This is a genomic window from Variovorax endophyticus, from assembly GCF_025376855.1.
GTDB lineage: Bacteria > Pseudomonadota > Gammaproteobacteria > Burkholderiales > Burkholderiaceae_C > Variovorax.
Map to the genome: position 1 here is coordinate 243,799 of NZ_JAHUTH010000001.1, position 14,800 is coordinate 258,598.

Consider the following 14,800-nt stretch of genomic DNA (forward strand, 5'->3'; position numbering starts at 1 on the left):
CGTCGCTCAGTAGCGCGGCGGCGGATCGGGCACGTAGCCCGCCTCGGATGCGGGGAACGGCGACGGTCCCGCGGGACGCGGCCAGCGCGGTGCCGGGCTGGCCGGGATCACGCCCGCGGCAACGAGGTTCTCGCGGCTGTCGTAGCGGATGCGCACCACCTCGTCGGGCGAGGAACGCAGGCGCTCGAAGGTGGTGTGGCCGACGTACGAGGTCTCGCGGCGGCCATGGCCGGTGCCCAGGCTGGGCGCGGGCTGGCTGCGCGACTGGGCCATGGCGGAGGATTCCCCGGGCGCCGCGCTGTCGGCCGAGGCCGAGGCCGAGGGTGCCATCGACTTGTTGCGGGCCTCGAGTTCGCCGCGCGGCGCCGATTCCTCGCGGCTGTAGCCGTCGCGGCGTGGGAACGGCATCGGCACGGGCGGTGGCGGTGGTGCCACGCGCTCGCGGAACACCGCGACGCCGATCACACCGACCTCGTCGGGGCGGCCGGTGCGGCTCGCGTACGAATTGCCGTTGGCCGTGAACTCGAAGGCCGCGATCTGCGAATCGCTCTTGCGCCAGCCCGCGATGTCGGCGCGCTCGCCGCCCGAGAGCACGTAGCCGTTCTGCTGCACGCCCGCGGTTTCACCGGTCAGCACGTTGACGCCGTCGACCGACATCACGGTCATGAGCCGCTCGCCCATGCGGTTGCGCAGGCGCACGGCATAGCGCGCGCCGGGACGCCCGGCCACCCAGTACTCGCCGTTGGCGCGGTAGACGGGCAGCTCGCGGCCGGTGGCGCGGTCGACCACGCTGACTTCCATCAGGCTGCCGAGGCGGTCGACGGGCGAGGGCGGCAGATAGGGGCGCGCCGGGGTCTGGGTGCAGGCCGAGAGCGCGGCCAGCGCGAGGGCGGTGGAGAAGAATCTGCGGTTCATGGAGGTCTCTCTTTCCTTGCCGGAAGTGGTCGGTGCAGGCTTCTACGGCGCACCGGCGGCAACGGGGTCAAGAAAGACGCACAAAAAAAGGCGCTATCTGAAAGATAGCGCCTTGCGCCCGAACGACGGGCGTTGGAAGCCCAAAACGCCTCACTGATTGGGCTTCAAGCTGCAGCGTGGCGTCGGTGGTCGGCGCCCGGTGCTGTTCGGAGAACTCAGATATCTTCGAGCAGCGGATAAGGCAAAGGTTCCACACTCAGCGCCGGGCCGCTGGCCGAGGCCGCATGCAGGCCGCCGGCCTCGAGCGCGGCGATCTGCATCGAGATCAGCGCGGCCCAGCCGCCGTCGGGCGCGGGCGCGGCCTGCGCGACCGTACCCACGGGCTGTTCGGCGTCGCTGGCGGCAAAGACTTCCTGGCCGGCCGCGACTTCGCCGTTGGCCTTGACGAGGTAGGTGCGGCGCTTGAGCGTGCCGCGGAACTGGCTGCGCGCCACCACTTCCTGGCCGGGGTAGCAGCCCTTCTTGAAGTTGACGCCGCCCACCGATTCGTAATTGATCATCTGCGGCACGAAGGCCTCGACCACCGGCGTGGTGAGCGTGACGATGCCGCTGCGCACCTCGCTCCACGACCACAGGGCCGGATCGAGCGCGGCGCCTTGCGGCGCGGCGCTGCCGGCCGGGGCCAGCCAGAGCGCGCGCGGCACGCCGTCGGCCGGGTACAGGGAGATGGCGCTGCCGCCCTCGATGCCTTCGATCGCACGGCGCTGGCCGGGCGCGGCGGAAGCGTCGATGCCGTTGGCCGCGAGCGCGGTGCCCGCGAGGCCGAACAACGCGAACTGCTCGGTCGCGTCGCTGAGCTTGGCCTTGGCGCGCAGCACGTACATCGACAACCGCTTGAGCGTGGCGGCCAGGATGTCGCGGCTGCAGACCAGCAGCACCAGCTCGGGCTGCGGGCGGATGCCGATGAAGCTCGCGATCACGCGGCCCTTGGCGGTGCACAGCGCCGCCAGGCGGGCCTCGGCGGCGCCGAGCAGGGAGAAATCCTGGGTCAGCTGGCCATGCAGGAAGGCCGCGGCATCGGGGCCCTCGGCACGGATCACGCCCAGATGGGCGAGGGGCGCAACGCCATTGAGAACGACTGTGGTCATCGCTGAATTATCATGGCCGGGCCCGATTCGTCGGGACCGCGGGGACGGCAGCCTTTCTTCTTGCAGGGCCACCGCCTTGTCCGGTCGCTCCTTTCGCGTCCGCCCCGCTCGGCCCCTTTCATCGCCTCCTTCTTCTTCCGCTTATCCATCGGATCCGTGCGCCGCTTCTTCCTCACGATCTTCCTGCTCGCTGCCCTGGCCGCGCTGGCCGCCGGTGCCGGCGGACTCTGGTGGGTGCACCAGCCGCTCAAGCTGCCGGCGCCCAACGTCGACCTGTCGGTCGAGCCCGGCACCACGCCGCGCGGCATCGCCCAGGCCGTGGCCGATGCCGGCGTGGCGGTCGATCCGCAACTGCTCTACCTGTGGTTCCGCATCTCGGGCCAGGACCGGCAGATGCGTGCCGGCAGCTACGAGCTCGACCGCGGCGTGACGCCCAAGCTGCTGCTCAACATCCTGGTGCGCGGCGAGGAGGCCACGCGCAGCCTGGTGCTGGTGGAAGGCTGGAACATCCGCCAGGTGCGCGCCGCGCTCGCCAAGGCCGAGCAGCTCAAGCCCGACAGCGTGGGCCTGAGCGACGAGGCGCTGATGGAAAAGCTGGGCCGCCCCGGCCAGCATCCCGAAGGCCGCTTCTTCCCCGATACCTACACCTATTCCAAGGGCTCGACCGACATCGCGCTGCTGCAGCGCGCCATGCGCGCCATGGACAAGAAGCTCGAGGCCGCCTGGGCCGCGCGCGCGAGCAACCTGCCGCTGCAATCGGCCGAGCAGGCGCTGATCCTCGCGAGCATCGTCGAGAAGGAGACCGGCAAGGCGGCCGACCGGGCCGAGATCGCCGCCGTCTTCAACAACCGGCTGCGCATCGGCATGCCGCTGCAGACCGACCCGACCGTGATCTACGGCATGGGCACCGCCTTCGACGGCAACCTGCGCAAGCGGGACCTGCAGACCGACACGCCCTGGAACACCTACATGCGCAACGGCCTGCCACCCACGCCGATCTCGATGCCCGGCAAAGCCGCGCTGCTGGCGGCCGTGCAGCCGGCGCAGAGCAAGTCGCTGTACTTCGTGTCGCGCGGCGACGGCACCAGCCAGTTCAGCACATCGCTCGACGACCACAACCGTGCCGTCAACCGCTACCAGCGCGGCGGCGGCACCCCTGCGACGAAGGCGGCCCAATGAACGCTGGCGGACTCTTTCTCACGCTCGAGGGCATCGACGGGGCCGGCAAGTCCAGCCACCTCGATGCCTTGCAGGCGCTCTTCGAGGGCCGGGGCCGCGCGGTCACGCGCACGCGCGAACCGGGCGGCACGCCGCTGGCCGAGACGCTGCGCACGCTGATCCTCGAGCAGCCGATGGACCCGCTGACCGAGTCGCTGCTGGTGTTCGCGGCGCGGCGCGACCACATCGCGCAGGTGATCGAGCCGGCCCTGGCGCGCGGCGACGTGGTGCTGTGCGACCGCTTCACCGACGCCACCTTCGCCTACCAGGGCGGCGGCCGCGGCTTCGACACCGAGATGCTGTCCACGCTCGAGCGCTGGGCGCAGGCCGGACGCGGCGGGCAATCCGAGGTGGCCCTGCTGCAGCCGCACATCACGCTGTGGTTCGATCTCGCGCCCGAGATCGCGGCCCAGCGCCTGGCCGGCGCGCGCGTGCCCGACAAGTTCGAGGCCCAGCCGGTCGAGTTCTTCCGCAAGGTCGCGCAGGGCTATGCCGATCGCGCTGCCGCCGATGCGGCGCGCTTCGTGCGCATCGATGCGGGCCAGAGCCGCGACCAGGTCTGGCAACAGGTCGAGGCGGCGCTGGTGGCGCGCGGCCTGGCCGGGGAGGGACGCGCATGACCGCGGCGGAACTGTCGCCCTGGCTGCGCCAGCCGCTGGTCGAGCTGCTGCGCCAGCGTGGTCACGCCTGGCTGCTGCAGGGGCCCTCGGGCCTGGGCCAATACGACCTGGCACTCGCGCTGGCCTCGGCCTGGCTCTGCGAGCAGCCGACGGAGGAGGGCGCCGCCTGCGGCCATTGTCCGAGCTGCCACGCCATCGAGGTGCGTACCCATGCCGACCTCTGCGTGCTGATGCCCGAGGTGGCGATGCAGGAACTGGACTGGCCGCTCGACGAGAAGGCCCAGGCCGACATCGACGACAAGAAGCGCAAGGCGAGCCGCGAGATCCGCGTCGAGGCGATGCGCGACGCGGTCGGTTTCGCCCAACGCACCAGCGCACGCGGCCGCGGCAAGGTGGTGCTGGTCTATCCGGCCGAGCGCATGAACACCATCACCGCCAATGCGCTGCTCAAGACGCTCGAGGAGCCGGTGGGCGACGTGCGTTTCGTGCTCGCGAGCGAGGCCGCCTGGCAGCTGCTGCCGACCATCCGCAGCCGCTGCCTCGGCTTCACCTTGCCCTGGCCCGACATGCAACAGGCCGAAGCCTGGCTTGCGGCGCAGGACGTTCCGGCGGCGGATGCCGCGGCCCTGCTGCGCGCGGCCGGCGGACGCCCGAGCGATGCCCTGCGGCTCGCGCGCGCCGGCCAGTCGCCCAAGGCCTGGGCGCTGCTGCCCAAGGCCGTGCTGCGCGGCGACGTCGGCGCGCTGGCCGACCAGGCGCCGGCCCAGGCGGTCAGTGCCTTGCAGAAGCTCTGCCACGACCTGATGGCCGTCGGCAATGGCGCGGCGCCGCGTTTCTTCGAACCCGGCGACCTGCCGGCCGCGCCCTCGCGGCTCGCGCTGGCGCGCTGGTCGAAATCGCTGGCCGCGTCGGCCCGGACCGCGGAACATCCGTTCAATGCAGGACTCATGCTGGAAGCGCTCGTGAGCGAAGCGCGCAGCACCCTCAATTCAGCCGCTCGCCGCCCATGAACCAATCCGCAGCCCCGTCCGCCAACTCCGCAGCAGCCGCTGCCGCCGCCAACGCCGCGGGTGGCGCCGCGCCGCACCGGCCGAGCGTCATCCAGCTCGCCATCAAGGAGAAGGGGGCGCTCTATGCGGCCTACATCCCGCTGTTCTCCGAGGGAGGCATCTTCATTCCGACCTCGCGCGAATACCGGCTCGGCGACGACGTCTACGTGCTGCTGACCCTGCCCGAGGACCCGCAACGCTATCCGGTGGCCGGCAAGGTCGCCTGGATCACGCCGGCACGCGCGGCCGGCAGCCGGGCGCCCGGCGTGGGCATCCGCTTTCCGTCCGACGAGAAATCGCGCCAGCTCAAGGCGCGCATCGAGGCCGCGCTGGGCGGCTCGATGGCTTCCGACCGGCCCACGCAGACGATCTGACATCGGCGGCGATCCGGCCGCCTTTTGCGCTCGCCAGTTTTCCCGGCTTCCTTCGTTTCCTCAGATTCCTGGCGATGTTCACCGACTCCCACTGCCACCTGACCTTTCCCGAATTCGCCGACCAGATGGATGCGGTACGCGCCGCCATGGACGCCGCCCAGGTCGACCGGGCCCTGTGCATCTGCACCCGGCTCGAGGAGTTCGACGAGGTGCAGGCGCTGGCCGCGCGCTACGACAACTTCTGGGCCAGCGTGGGCGTGCATCCGGACACGGAAGACACGCTGGAGCCCAGCGTCGACGACCTCGTGCGCCTGGCCGCGCGGCCGCGCGTGGTGGCGATCGGCGAGACCGGCCTCGACTACTACCAGATGGAAGAACGCAAGGGCGGCCGCAGCATCGCCGACCTCGAATGGCAGCGCGAGCGCTTCCGCGTGCACATCCGCGCCGCCCGGCAGACCGGCAAGCCGCTGGTGATCCACACGCGCGAAGCCTCGGCCGACACCATCGCGATCCTCAAGGAGGAGGGCGAGGACGGCTCCGCGGGCGCGGTCGGCGGCGTGTTCCACTGCTTCACCGAAACGGCAGAGGTGGCGCGCGCCGCGCTGGATCTCGGCTTCTACATCTCCTTCTCGGGCATCCTGACCTTCAAGAAGGCGCAGGATCTGCGCGACGTGGCGGCCTTCGTGCCGCTCGAGCGCATGCTGATCGAGACCGACAGCCCATACCTTGCCCCGGTGCCGTACCGGGGCAAGACCAACACGCCGGCCTACGTGCCGTACGTGGCGCGGCAGATCGCCGAGCTGCGGCAGTTGCCGCTCGAGGCCGTGGCCCGGGCGACCAGCGACAACTTCGAAACACTGTTCAAGGGGGTTCGACAATGATGAAGAAAAACTTCAAGAAGCTCGTCTATCTATCTGTTTTTTCTGCGATTTTTTCTGCGCACGCAGGTTCCTTCGAAGATTTTTTCCGGGCCGTGCGCGCCGACAACCCCAGCGGCGTTCGCAGCCTGCTGCAGCGAGGCTTCGATCCGAACACACGCGACGAACGCGGCCAGACCGGCCTGCTGATCGCGCTGCGCGAGCCGTCGCCGAAGGTGGTCCAGGTGCTGCTGGAGTCGCCGCAGACCAATGTCGAGCTGCGCAACGCCAAGGACGAGAGCCCGCTGATGCTCGCGGCGATCAAGGGACAGCAGGAGCTCGTCACCCAGCTCATCAAGCGCGACGCCGACATCAACAAGCCCGGCTGGACGCCGCTGCACTATGCGGCGACCGGCGGGCACGTGGCGATCATGAAGCAGTTGCTCGACAACTTCGCCTTCATCGACGCGCAGTCGCCCAACGGCACCACGCCGCTGATGATGGCCGCGATGTACGGCTCGACCGATGCGGTGAAGCTGCTTTTGGCCGAGGGCGCCGACGTGACGATGAAGAACCAGCTCGGCATGACCGCCGTCGACTTCGCCAACCGCGCCAATCGGTCCGAAGCCGCGGGGTTGATCGCGGCGGCTTCAGCGGCGAAACCGGTGCCAAAAGACGGAAAATGGTAAGAATTTACTAATAAATTAGTAGTTTTCGATGCTGGAACCATGAAAGCGTGATTTATTACCGGCTCCGTCAAGTGTCTGGATGATGAAGTTTGTATTTTTTGGAAACAGGCGCGGACAGAATGAGGGCTTCATCGAAGCCCTTTTTTCTGCCCGGAACATCCATGCAATTCACCCTACAGCAGCTCGGTGGCGGCGCCTTGGCATGGCGGATGTCCTTGCTCGCAGCCATCCTGATCGCCGGCACGCTCGTGGGCTGGCTCCTGTACCTGGTCATCAAGGCCGGTGTCCGCGATGGCATGAGCGAGGCGCTGCGTCGGCGCCGGCGGTTCCAGCGGGCGGAACTGACGACTGACGGCGGGTTGGACGCGCGGGACTGAAGTTGAGCGCCAGGAGCTGATGGCCAAGAGGCCCTGGCTTTGGATCTGGTCCAGCTAATCTGCACAATGTGCACAATGTGCACAATGTGCATTATGTAAAATAACATGGCAGAGAAAAGGCGCCCGGCGCAAAGCCGGGCGCTCAAGAACCTGCCGCTGTCACGGCAGGTGCCCCAAGCCAGGGAGGAGGAGTCGCTCGGGACACGCGGATGCTGAACCTCCAGGATTTCTCGCCGTGTCGGACGGCGCCGATAGTTCAGGACCTTCGGAAATGGCTCGAAGTCCCGAGAAGTTCTGCGAGTACTCATATTCCGTTCATATTTGCTGCCTAGCATCCGCCGCATGTTGCTGGCCAGGTTCCGCCGATGGGTCGACGCGCACCGATGCATCGGGTGCGCCATCGGTCTTTGGCTGGTGCTGCTGCATCCCTTCATCTCGGCGCACTTCCACAACGACGGCCTCGAGGACGAGCCCGGCCTCAAGGTGCGCAACGCCGGCGAAACGGTGCGCTTCGAACCCGACGAACGCGCCGGCCATGCGGACAGCCTCGAGACCACCATGTTCGCGCAGGCCTCCTGCTGCACGCCCATGGTCAATGCCTTGAGCACGGCGTTCGACGGCTTCATGGGCCTGGTGCTCGCGCTGCTGCCGTTGACCATCGCCGTGGCCGCCACCGGACTGCCCGGCGTTCGCCATGGACCGTGGCGTCGCACCAGCGCGCGGAGTGGGGCGCCTCCCCTGCCCCGCCCCTGGTTGCGCCTACCGCCGACCACGGCACCGCCGTCGTTCGCCTGACACGGTCTGGCGGCCTTTCCGCGCCGCACCCATCGCTTCTGTCGTCCCGTACGGCAAGGCCACTTCACTTCGCCCCACGAGACTCATTCATGTCCTTCGACCGCGCGCGCGCCGTCTTCGTCCCATTTCGTCCGTTCGGGGAGGCTCCGTGAACGAATTCCACCTCGACCTGCTGCGCTGGCTCGCCGCCGGCACCCAGCCCACGCCCTGGGTGTTGTCGATCGCGATCGGGCTCGCCCTCGGCGGCGCATGGCTTTCCGCCGCGATCATCGGTGCCGCCGCCTGGCGCCGGCCCGGCAACTGGACCTACGCCTTCTTCGTGCTCGCGGGCGCCGGGCTCACCGCCATGCTGTGCCAGGACATCGCCGCGCGCATCAACATGCCGCGCCCCTTCATCATGGGCCTGGTGCCGGCCTACATATCGCACGGTGCCAGCGCCGCGCTGCCGAGCACGCATGCGTCGGTGATGTTCATGGTGGCCTTTGCCTTCCTCGCACGGCCGGCGCTGCGCGCCGCGGGCGTCGCGCTGTTCGTGGTCGCGGCCGCCACGGGCTGGGCGCGCATCCACGTCGGTGTGCATTTCCCGCTCGACATCGCGGCCGGGCTGATGTTCGGCGCGCTCATGGCGGGCCTGGTGGGTGCTGCCTGGTGGATGCTGGAACTCGGCACGCGGCGACTCGTCGGCCGCATGCCGAGCCTGTCGGGCAAGCGCTGGCCGACGATGCCGAGGTCGCGCGCCTGAAGTCCCGCGGCGCATAAGAAAACTCGAAAAGCGCATTTCCCAATCGAAGGGCGCGACTGCAAAGTCGTCGCCCCATGGAATCCCTCACGCATCCGCCGCGCACCGCGCCCGGCAACCCATCGCCCGCCGCCGAGTCGCCGCGCGCCCCGCAACCGCCCTCGTACGATCAGCTCGCCGATCGCTTCCGCCCGATCTTCGCGCGCATCGCCCAAGCCGCGGTGCAGCGCGAGAACGAACGCCTGCTGGCCCATGACGCCGTGGCCTGGCTGGCCCAGGCCGGCTTCGGTGCGCTGCGCGTGCCGGTCGCCCAAGGCGGTCTCGGCGCCTCGGTCGAGCAGTTCTTCGACCTGCTGATCGAACTCGGCGAGGCCGACTCCAACCTGCCGCAGATCTTGCGCGCCCATTTCGGCTTCATCGAGCGCCTGTTCGCCGAGATCGACCCCGCGCTGCACGGTCCCTGGCTGCGGCTCGCGGCCGACGGCGTGATCTTCGGCAACGCCACCACCGAGCTCGGCGAAGGCCCACTCGGCCAGATGCAGACCACGCTGCGCCGCGACGGCGACGGCTGGCGCCTCGAGGGCGACAAGTACTACAGCACCGGCACCCTCTACGCCGAATGGATCGCGGTCTCGGCGCAGCGCCACAACGACGACGGCAGCAACGACCGCGTGATCGCGCTGGTGCCCTCCGAGGCGCCGGGCGTGGAGCGCGTCGACGACTGGCGCGGTTTCGGCCAGCGTCTGAGCGCCTCGGGCACCACGCGCTTTCGCAACGTGCGCGTCGACCCGGCGCACGTGCTGCTCTACGTGCGCGACCAGCCCACGCCGCTGACCGCGCAGTTCCAGCTCACGCACCTCGCCACCCTGGCCGGCATCGCGCGCGCCATCGTGCGCGACGCGGTCGACTTCGTGCGGCCGCGCAAGCGCGTCTACAGCCACGGCAGCGGCAGCACGCCGCGCGAGGATCCGCTGGTGCAGCAGGTCGTCGGCCAGCTCGCCAGCACGGCCTTCGTCGCGAGCTCGACGGTGCAGGCGGTGGCACGCACGCTGGGCGAGATCGACCGCCGGCGCCAGCGCGGCGAAGCGATCCCCGAGCAGTTGCTGTTCCAGGTCGAGCTCGAGACCGCCAAGGCGCAAGCCGGCATCGTCGACGCGGTGCTGCAGGCCGGCACGCGGCTGTTCGACGTGGGCGGTGCCTCGGCGCTGCAGGAGGACATCCGGCTCGACCGCCACTGGCGCAACGCGCGCACGCTGGCCTCTCACAACCCGACCATCTACAAGGGCCGCGTGGTCGGCGACCACCTGCTCAACGGCGCGCGGCCTACCTTCTACTGGGCCGTGGGCGCGAACGTCTCGTCCTGAAAGCCCCGGCGGCGACATGCCGCAGCCGACGAATCCGCATATCCATGCGTGCATTCATTCGTTGGCCGGGAAGGGTGCAGCGCCAACACTCGCCCTTCCCTTCCTCATCCTCCGGCGGAGCAATTCCCATGACCCTCTTCGACGATCAACCTGCCATCGGGAGCGCCCAGGCATGACCTCGGCCGACCACGCACTCGACGTGTCCGGCGTGCTGAACGCGCCGGAGTTCCGCGGCCCCACCGCGGCTCCCCAGCCTCGCGCGCCGCGCCCGCCCGCACCGGTGGCCACCGATGCCGCCACCGTGCTCGCGCGCCGGCACGCGCTGCCGCCGGGTCTCTGGCGCACCGGCGTGCTGGCCGCCGCGGCCTGGCTGGCGCTGGGCCTGCTCACGCTGCTGTGGCCCAACAAGCCGATCGGCTTCAGCGACTGGAATTTCACCGAGGAATTCGGCTACGCCACGCTGGCAGTCGCCGCCGTGTTCCTCGTCATCGCGCTGCTCGGCCCGCGTGCCGGCCGCGTCGCGCGCACGCTGCGTCCCGCCGGCCAGTGGCTGGTGGCCTCGGCGCTGGTGCTCGCGCTGTGGGAGATCGCCACCGCCAAGCTCGCCGTGCTGCCCTCCCCCTTCTTCGCGCCGCCGCAGAGCCTGATCGACGTGCTGCACGAGGACTGGCAGCGCCTGGGCCTGTCCACCGCCTACTCGCTGCGCCTGCTGGCCAACGGTTTCGTGATCGGCGCGCTGGTCGGCTTCGTCACCGGCGTGGCGGTCGGCTGGTCGCGCATCGCGGGCTACTGGGTGCATCCGCTGCTGCGCTTCCTCGGCCCGGTGCCCGCCTCGGCGCTGCTGCCGCTGGCCTTCTTCTTCGCGCCCTCGAGCTACGTGGCCGCGGTGTTCCTGGTCGGCCTCGCCACCTTCTTCCCGGTCGCGGTGCTGACCTGGTCGGGCGTGGCCTCGGTCGGCAAGAGCTACTACGACGTGGCGCGCACGCTGGGCGCCTCCGAGCGCTTCCTGGTGCTGCGCGTCGCCATCCCGGCCGCGCTGCCGCAGGTCTTCGTGGGCCTGTTCATGGGCCTGGGCGCCTCGTTCTCGGTGCTGATCACGGCCGAGATGATGGGCGTGAAGGCCGGCCTCGGCTGGTACCTGCAGTGGGCCCAGGGCTGGGCCTCCTACGCCAACATGTATGCCGCGCTGCTGGTGATGGCCGCGCTGTGCTCGGGCCTGATCACCTTGCTGTTCAAGGTGCGCGACCGCGTGCTGTCGTGGCAGAAGGGAACCGTCAAATGGTAGGCGCCGTCCTCTCCCACGCCGTCGAGACAGGCGCTGCCGCCCACACCGGCGCGCTGATCGACATCCACGGCGTGAGCCACTGGTTCGAAGTGCCCACGGGCGTGCTGCAGGTGCTCGACGACATCGACCTGCAGGTGCGCCCCGGCGAGTTCGTCGCGCTGCTCGGCCCGAGCGGCTGCGGCAAGTCGACGCTGCTGCGCCTGGTGGCCGGCCTCGAGCCCGCGACCCCGGGACGCATCACGCAGAACGGCGAGGTCATCGAGAAGCCCGATCCCTCGCGCATCGTGGTGTTCCAGGACCCCACGCTGTTCCCGTGGCGCAGCGTCTGGGACAACGTGGCGCTGGGCCTGCAGGCGCGCGGCGTGCTCGAAGCGCAGCGCGGCCGGGTCGACGAGGCGCTGCAGCGCGTCGGCCTCACCGAGTTCGCGAAGGCCTATCCGCATCAACTGTCGGGTGGCATGGCGCAGCGCGTGGCGCTGGCGCGCGCGCTGGTCAACGACCCGCAGCTGCTGGTGCTCGACGAGCCGCTGGGCAAGCTCGATTCGCTCACGCGCATCGCGATGCAGAGCGAGCTCGTGAACCTCTGGCAGCGCGACGGCTTCTCGGCGCTGCTGGTCACGCACGACGTCGAGGAGGCGCTGTTCCTGGCCAACCGCGTGATCGTGCTGAGCGACCGGCCGGCGCGCATCGCGGCCGAACTGGTGGTGGACCTGCCCTACCCGCGCCATCGCGGCGATCCGCGCCTGGCCGAGCTGCGGCACGAGGCGCTGCGCCACCTGGGTCTGGACGCGACCTGGTGAGGCAGGCCTTCGAGGCGCGGGCGCGATGAACGCGCTGCCCGATGCGGCCTGGCTCAATCTGCTGATCGAGGCGCTGCAGACCCTGCAGTTGCAACTGCTGCGGCTGCTCGATGCGCTGGGCCTGGTCGCGCATGCGCACGGACAGCCCGCGTGGCCCTGGGCCGAGCGGCTGTCGGGCGAGAACCTGCTGATCGACCTGGGCCAGGCGCGCCGGCTCGGCGTCAGCGTGGTGCTGCTGGGACTGTCTCTACTCGTGCTGGTCGTGGCGCTGCTGTGGCGACGGCGCCGGATCTGGCTGCTGGGCGCCGCGGTGCTGCCCGTGGTGCTGGCACCCTGGCCCGATGCCCACGTGGTCCTCGTGCCCGCTCACCCCACGAGCTTTCAACAACATGCGACGGGCTTCAGCGCCGAATCGATCGCGCGCGGCCGCATGCTCTATGCACAGGATTGCGTGGCCTGCCACGGCAGCGACGGACGCGGCCAGGGGCCGTTGGCCGCGTCGCAGCCCGTGTGGCCGCCGAATCTCGCCGGACCGCTGCTCTGGCGCCGCGCCGATGGCGACCTGCTGTGGCGCGTGCTGCACGGCACGCGGGATCGCCATGGCGCGCAGACCATGCCGGGCTTTCAAGGCCGATTGAGCGAAAGCGACGCCTGGGCCCTGATCGACTTCATGAAGGCCCAGGCCGCCGGCGAAAGCCTGCGCGTGGCGGGCGTCTGGGCCCAGCCCGTGAGCCCGCCCGACATGGCGGTGCGTTGCGACGGCAAGCCGGTGCGCATGCTCAGCAGCTGGCGCGGCCAGCGCCTGCGGATCGTGGCCGCCAGCGATAACGCAAGTGCGTTGCTCGAGGATCCGCGGCTGGTGACGGTGCTGCTCGAGCCGCGTCCCGGCCTCGCGTCGAATGCGCACGAGCGAAGCATCGCCTGCGTGGCCGACTCTCCGGCGGCGTGGGAGGCCTTCTCGCTGATCGCCGCCACCGAGAAGCTCGAAGGCACGCAACTGCTGGTCGACCGCCAGGGCTGGCTGCGCGCGCGCGGCGAGCCCGGCAAGAGTGCCTGGAGCGACGACGACCTGCTGTGCCGCGCGGAGACCGCCTCAGGAACAACGACCATCCCGGCGGCCGCGGCCGATGGCCTCGGCGCGCTGATCGCGCGCATGGATGCGCAGCCGGTGCGCTTCGTGAAAGGCGGCTTCGTGCATTGACGGCATGGCGCCGTCGCTCACCACGAATGCATCAGCACCGCGGGCCGCAGCGCCGCCATGGCCTGAAGCCGGCGCAATGCGCGGCGCGGCACATGGCCGTAGGCCGCGCGACGCGCGATCGCATGGGCCGATGCGGGCGGGACGGTCCAGGCCTCGGCGGTGCGCGAGATGACGAGCTGGGCCTGTGCGGCCACGGAGTGATAGGTGCGCTGGGGCATGAGGAACTCGAAACGGAACGCCCCCATTCTGCGCAGCCCGTGCGGCAGCTCAAAGACGGATTGCGAGTTACCTGATGCGCTCCGTGATCACCGGCCCTGCGCTCAGGCGAAGTCGGTCGACGGTTTTTCCCAGAGGTTCACACCGCCCTCGACCGCGTGCCGATCGATCTCGGCCAGCTCTTCGGCGCTCAGCGGCGCGCCCCGGAGCGCGGCCACGTTGTCGACGATCTGCTCGGGCCGGCTCGCGCCGATCAGCGCCGAACTCACGCGCGGATCGCGCAGGGTCCAGCTCAGCGCGAGCTGGGCCAGCGACTGGCCGCGGCGTTGCGCGATCGCGTTCAGCGCGCGCGCACGCTCGATGTTGGCATCCGACAGATGCTCGGGCTTCAGCGAGCCGCCGCCCGGGCGGTTGATGCGCGCATCGGCCGGCACGCCCTGCAGGTACTTGTCGGTCAGCAGGCCCTGCGCCAGCGGCGTGAACGCGATCACGCCGGCACCGAGTTCCTCGGTGGCGCCGAGCAGGTCCTTCTCGATCCAGCGGTTGAACAGGTTGTAGGCCGGCTGGTGGATCAGCAGCGGCACCTTCCATTCGCGCAGCAGCGCGGCCATCTCGCGCGTCTTGCCGGCCGAGTACGAGGAGATGCCGATGTACAGCGCCTTGCCCTGCTGCACGGCCTGGGCCAGCGCCGAGGCGGTCTCCTCCAGCGGCGTGTGCGGGTCGAAGCGGTGCGAATAGAAGATGTCGACGTAGTCGAGTCCCATGCGCTGCAGGCTCTGGTCGAGGCTGGCCAGCACGTATTTGCGCGAGCCGCCACCCTGCCCATAGGGGCCGGGCCACATGTCCCAGCCGGCCTTGCTCGAGATGATCAGTTCGTCGCGGTAGGGCTTGAAGTCCTCGCGCAGCAGGCGACCGAAATTGGTCTCGGCGCTGCCGTAGGGCGGGCCGTAGTTGTTGGCCAGGTCGAAGTGGTTGATGCCGAGGTCGAAGGCGGTGCGCAGCAGCTGGCGCTGGGTGGCGATCGGCGTGGTGTCGCCGAAGTTGTGCCACAGGCCCAGCGAGATGGCGGGCAGCACGAGGCCGCTGCGGCCCACCTTGCGGTAGGGCATGGATTCGTAGCGCGTGGAGGCGGCGAGGTAGGTCATGGGCGATG

17 protein-coding genes are annotated in these 14,800 nt (G+C 69.9%); 13 read left to right on the forward strand and 4 right to left on the reverse strand.

All coding sequences use genetic code 11. The features are described 5' to 3' along the window. Positions 1-6: 6 nt before the first annotated feature. The gene (locus KV106_RS01025) at positions 7-915 is read right to left on the reverse strand and encodes a hypothetical protein (protein WP_261205730.1); all 909 of its coding nucleotides are present in this window, start codon (positions 913-915) and stop codon (positions 7-9) included. A 215-nt stretch (positions 916-1,130) separates the two neighbouring features. Continuing rightward, on the reverse strand, positions 1,131-2,063 hold the full coding sequence (ygfZ, locus tag KV106_RS01030) for a CAF17-like 4Fe-4S cluster assembly/insertion protein YgfZ (RefSeq protein WP_261205731.1): 933 nt from the start codon (positions 2,061-2,063) through the stop codon (positions 1,131-1,133). Between the two features lie 156 nt (positions 2,064-2,219). On the opposite strand from ygfZ, the gene mltG reads away from it, so the two are divergent. From mltG to KV106_RS01095, 13 genes are all read left to right on the forward strand, one after another. Further along, positions 2,220-3,242, forward strand: a complete 1,023-nt coding sequence (mltG, locus tag KV106_RS01035; protein WP_261205732.1) for an endolytic transglycosylase MltG — start codon at positions 2,220-2,222, stop codon at positions 3,240-3,242. Beyond that, entirely contained in the window at positions 3,239-3,901 is a 663-nt protein-coding gene (gene tmk / locus KV106_RS01040; protein ID WP_261205733.1) for a dTMP kinase, read from the forward strand. Before mltG ends, tmk begins: the two co-directional genes overlap by 4 nt. Continuing rightward, positions 3,898-4,911 carry a DNA polymerase III subunit delta' gene (locus tag KV106_RS01045; RefSeq protein ID WP_261205734.1) on the forward strand — a complete coding sequence of 338 codons (1,014 nt, stop codon included), beginning with the start codon at positions 3,898-3,900 and terminating at the stop codon, positions 4,909-4,911. Before tmk ends, KV106_RS01045 begins: the two co-directional genes overlap by 4 nt. Beyond that, positions 4,908-5,324: a PilZ domain-containing protein gene (locus tag KV106_RS01050; protein WP_261205735.1), complete on the forward strand. Its 417-nt coding sequence runs from the start codon at positions 4,908-4,910 to the stop codon at positions 5,322-5,324. The genes KV106_RS01045 and KV106_RS01050 overlap by 4 nt, the downstream gene beginning before the upstream one ends. A gap of 74 nt (positions 5,325-5,398) precedes the next feature. Then, positions 5,399-6,205, forward strand: coding sequence for a TatD family hydrolase (locus KV106_RS01055; protein ID WP_261205736.1), 807 nt, complete (start codon positions 5,399-5,401; stop codon positions 6,203-6,205). After that, a complete protein-coding gene (locus tag KV106_RS01060) occupies positions 6,205-6,870 on the forward strand; it encodes an ankyrin repeat domain-containing protein (RefSeq protein ID WP_261205967.1) in 666 nt (221 codons plus the stop codon). Before KV106_RS01055 ends, KV106_RS01060 begins: the two co-directional genes overlap by 1 nt. Positions 6,871-7,031: 161 nt before the next feature. Next, positions 7,032-7,247: a hypothetical protein gene (locus KV106_RS01065; protein WP_261205737.1), complete on the forward strand. Its 216-nt coding sequence runs from the start codon at positions 7,032-7,034 to the stop codon at positions 7,245-7,247. A gap of 342 nt (positions 7,248-7,589) precedes the next feature. Then, the gene (locus KV106_RS01070) at positions 7,590-8,042 is read left to right on the forward strand and encodes a hypothetical protein (RefSeq protein WP_057590246.1); all 453 of its coding nucleotides are present in this window, start codon (positions 7,590-7,592) and stop codon (positions 8,040-8,042) included. A 148-nt stretch (positions 8,043-8,190) separates the two neighbouring features. After that, positions 8,191-8,784, forward strand: coding sequence for a phosphatase PAP2 family protein (locus KV106_RS01075; protein ID WP_057590245.1), 594 nt, complete (start codon positions 8,191-8,193; stop codon positions 8,782-8,784). Between the two features lie 74 nt (positions 8,785-8,858). After that, positions 8,859-10,145, forward strand: a complete 1,287-nt coding sequence (locus KV106_RS01080) for an acyl-CoA dehydrogenase family protein (protein ID WP_261205738.1) — start codon at positions 8,859-8,861, stop codon at positions 10,143-10,145. A 172-nt stretch (positions 10,146-10,317) separates the two neighbouring features. Further along, complete coding sequence (locus KV106_RS01085) at positions 10,318-11,430, forward strand: ABC transporter permease (protein ID WP_261205739.1); 1,113 nt, start codon at positions 10,318-10,320, stop codon at positions 11,428-11,430. After that, positions 11,424-12,230 carry an ABC transporter ATP-binding protein gene (locus KV106_RS01090; RefSeq protein ID WP_261205740.1) on the forward strand — a complete coding sequence of 269 codons (807 nt, stop codon included), beginning with the start codon at positions 11,424-11,426 and terminating at the stop codon, positions 12,228-12,230. The genes KV106_RS01085 and KV106_RS01090 overlap by 7 nt, the downstream gene beginning before the upstream one ends. 25 nt (positions 12,231-12,255) lie before the next feature. Further along, a complete protein-coding gene (locus KV106_RS01095; protein ID WP_261205741.1) occupies positions 12,256-13,431 on the forward strand; it encodes a c-type cytochrome in 1,176 nt (391 codons plus the stop codon). A gap of 17 nt (positions 13,432-13,448) precedes the next feature. Here the strand turns inward: KV106_RS01095 and KV106_RS01100 are convergent, their stop codons facing one another. Further along, positions 13,449-13,649: a hypothetical protein gene (locus KV106_RS01100; RefSeq protein ID WP_057607172.1), complete on the reverse strand. Its 201-nt coding sequence runs from the start codon at positions 13,647-13,649 to the stop codon at positions 13,449-13,451. A 102-nt stretch (positions 13,650-13,751) separates the two neighbouring features. Continuing rightward, positions 13,752-14,792: an L-glyceraldehyde 3-phosphate reductase gene (mgrA, locus tag KV106_RS01105; protein ID WP_057590240.1), complete on the reverse strand. Its 1,041-nt coding sequence runs from the start codon at positions 14,790-14,792 to the stop codon at positions 13,752-13,754. Positions 14,793-14,800 lie beyond the last annotated feature (8 nt).

What these genes read in the sequence shown, in the direction of transcription:
- mgrA (WP_057590240.1), bottom strand. Translation starts at nt 14,792, where the DNA reads ATGACCTACCTCGCCGCCTCCACGCGCTACGAATCCATGCCCTACCGC.
- tmk (WP_261205733.1), top strand. Translation starts at nt 3,239, where the DNA reads ATGAACGCTGGCGGACTCTTTCTCACGCTCGAGGGCATCGACGGGGCC.
- KV106_RS01050 (WP_261205735.1), top strand. Translation starts at nt 4,908, where the DNA reads ATGAACCAATCCGCAGCCCCGTCCGCCAACTCCGCAGCAGCCGCTGCC.
- KV106_RS01070 (WP_057590246.1), top strand. Translation starts at nt 7,590, where the DNA reads ATGTTGCTGGCCAGGTTCCGCCGATGGGTCGACGCGCACCGATGCATC.
- KV106_RS01060 (WP_261205967.1), top strand. Translation starts at nt 6,205, where the DNA reads ATGAAGAAAAACTTCAAGAAGCTCGTCTATCTATCTGTTTTTTCTGCG.
- KV106_RS01065 (WP_261205737.1), top strand. Translation starts at nt 7,032, where the DNA reads ATGCAATTCACCCTACAGCAGCTCGGTGGCGGCGCCTTGGCATGGCGG.
- ygfZ (WP_261205731.1), bottom strand. Translation starts at nt 2,063, where the DNA reads ATGACCACAGTCGTTCTCAATGGCGTTGCGCCCCTCGCCCATCTGGGC.
- KV106_RS01080 (WP_261205738.1), top strand. Translation starts at nt 8,859, where the DNA reads ATGGAATCCCTCACGCATCCGCCGCGCACCGCGCCCGGCAACCCATCG.
- KV106_RS01045 (WP_261205734.1), top strand. Translation starts at nt 3,898, where the DNA reads ATGACCGCGGCGGAACTGTCGCCCTGGCTGCGCCAGCCGCTGGTCGAG.
- KV106_RS01085 (WP_261205739.1), top strand. Translation starts at nt 10,318, where the DNA reads ATGACCTCGGCCGACCACGCACTCGACGTGTCCGGCGTGCTGAACGCG.
- KV106_RS01090 (WP_261205740.1), top strand. Translation starts at nt 11,424, where the DNA reads ATGGTAGGCGCCGTCCTCTCCCACGCCGTCGAGACAGGCGCTGCCGCC.
- KV106_RS01100 (WP_057607172.1), bottom strand. Translation starts at nt 13,649, where the DNA reads ATGCCCCAGCGCACCTATCACTCCGTGGCCGCACAGGCCCAGCTCGTC.
- KV106_RS01055 (WP_261205736.1), top strand. Translation starts at nt 5,399, where the DNA reads ATGTTCACCGACTCCCACTGCCACCTGACCTTTCCCGAATTCGCCGAC.
- KV106_RS01025 (WP_261205730.1), bottom strand. Translation starts at nt 915, where the DNA reads ATGAACCGCAGATTCTTCTCCACCGCCCTCGCGCTGGCCGCGCTCTCG.
- KV106_RS01095 (WP_261205741.1), top strand. Translation starts at nt 12,256, where the DNA reads ATGAACGCGCTGCCCGATGCGGCCTGGCTCAATCTGCTGATCGAGGCG.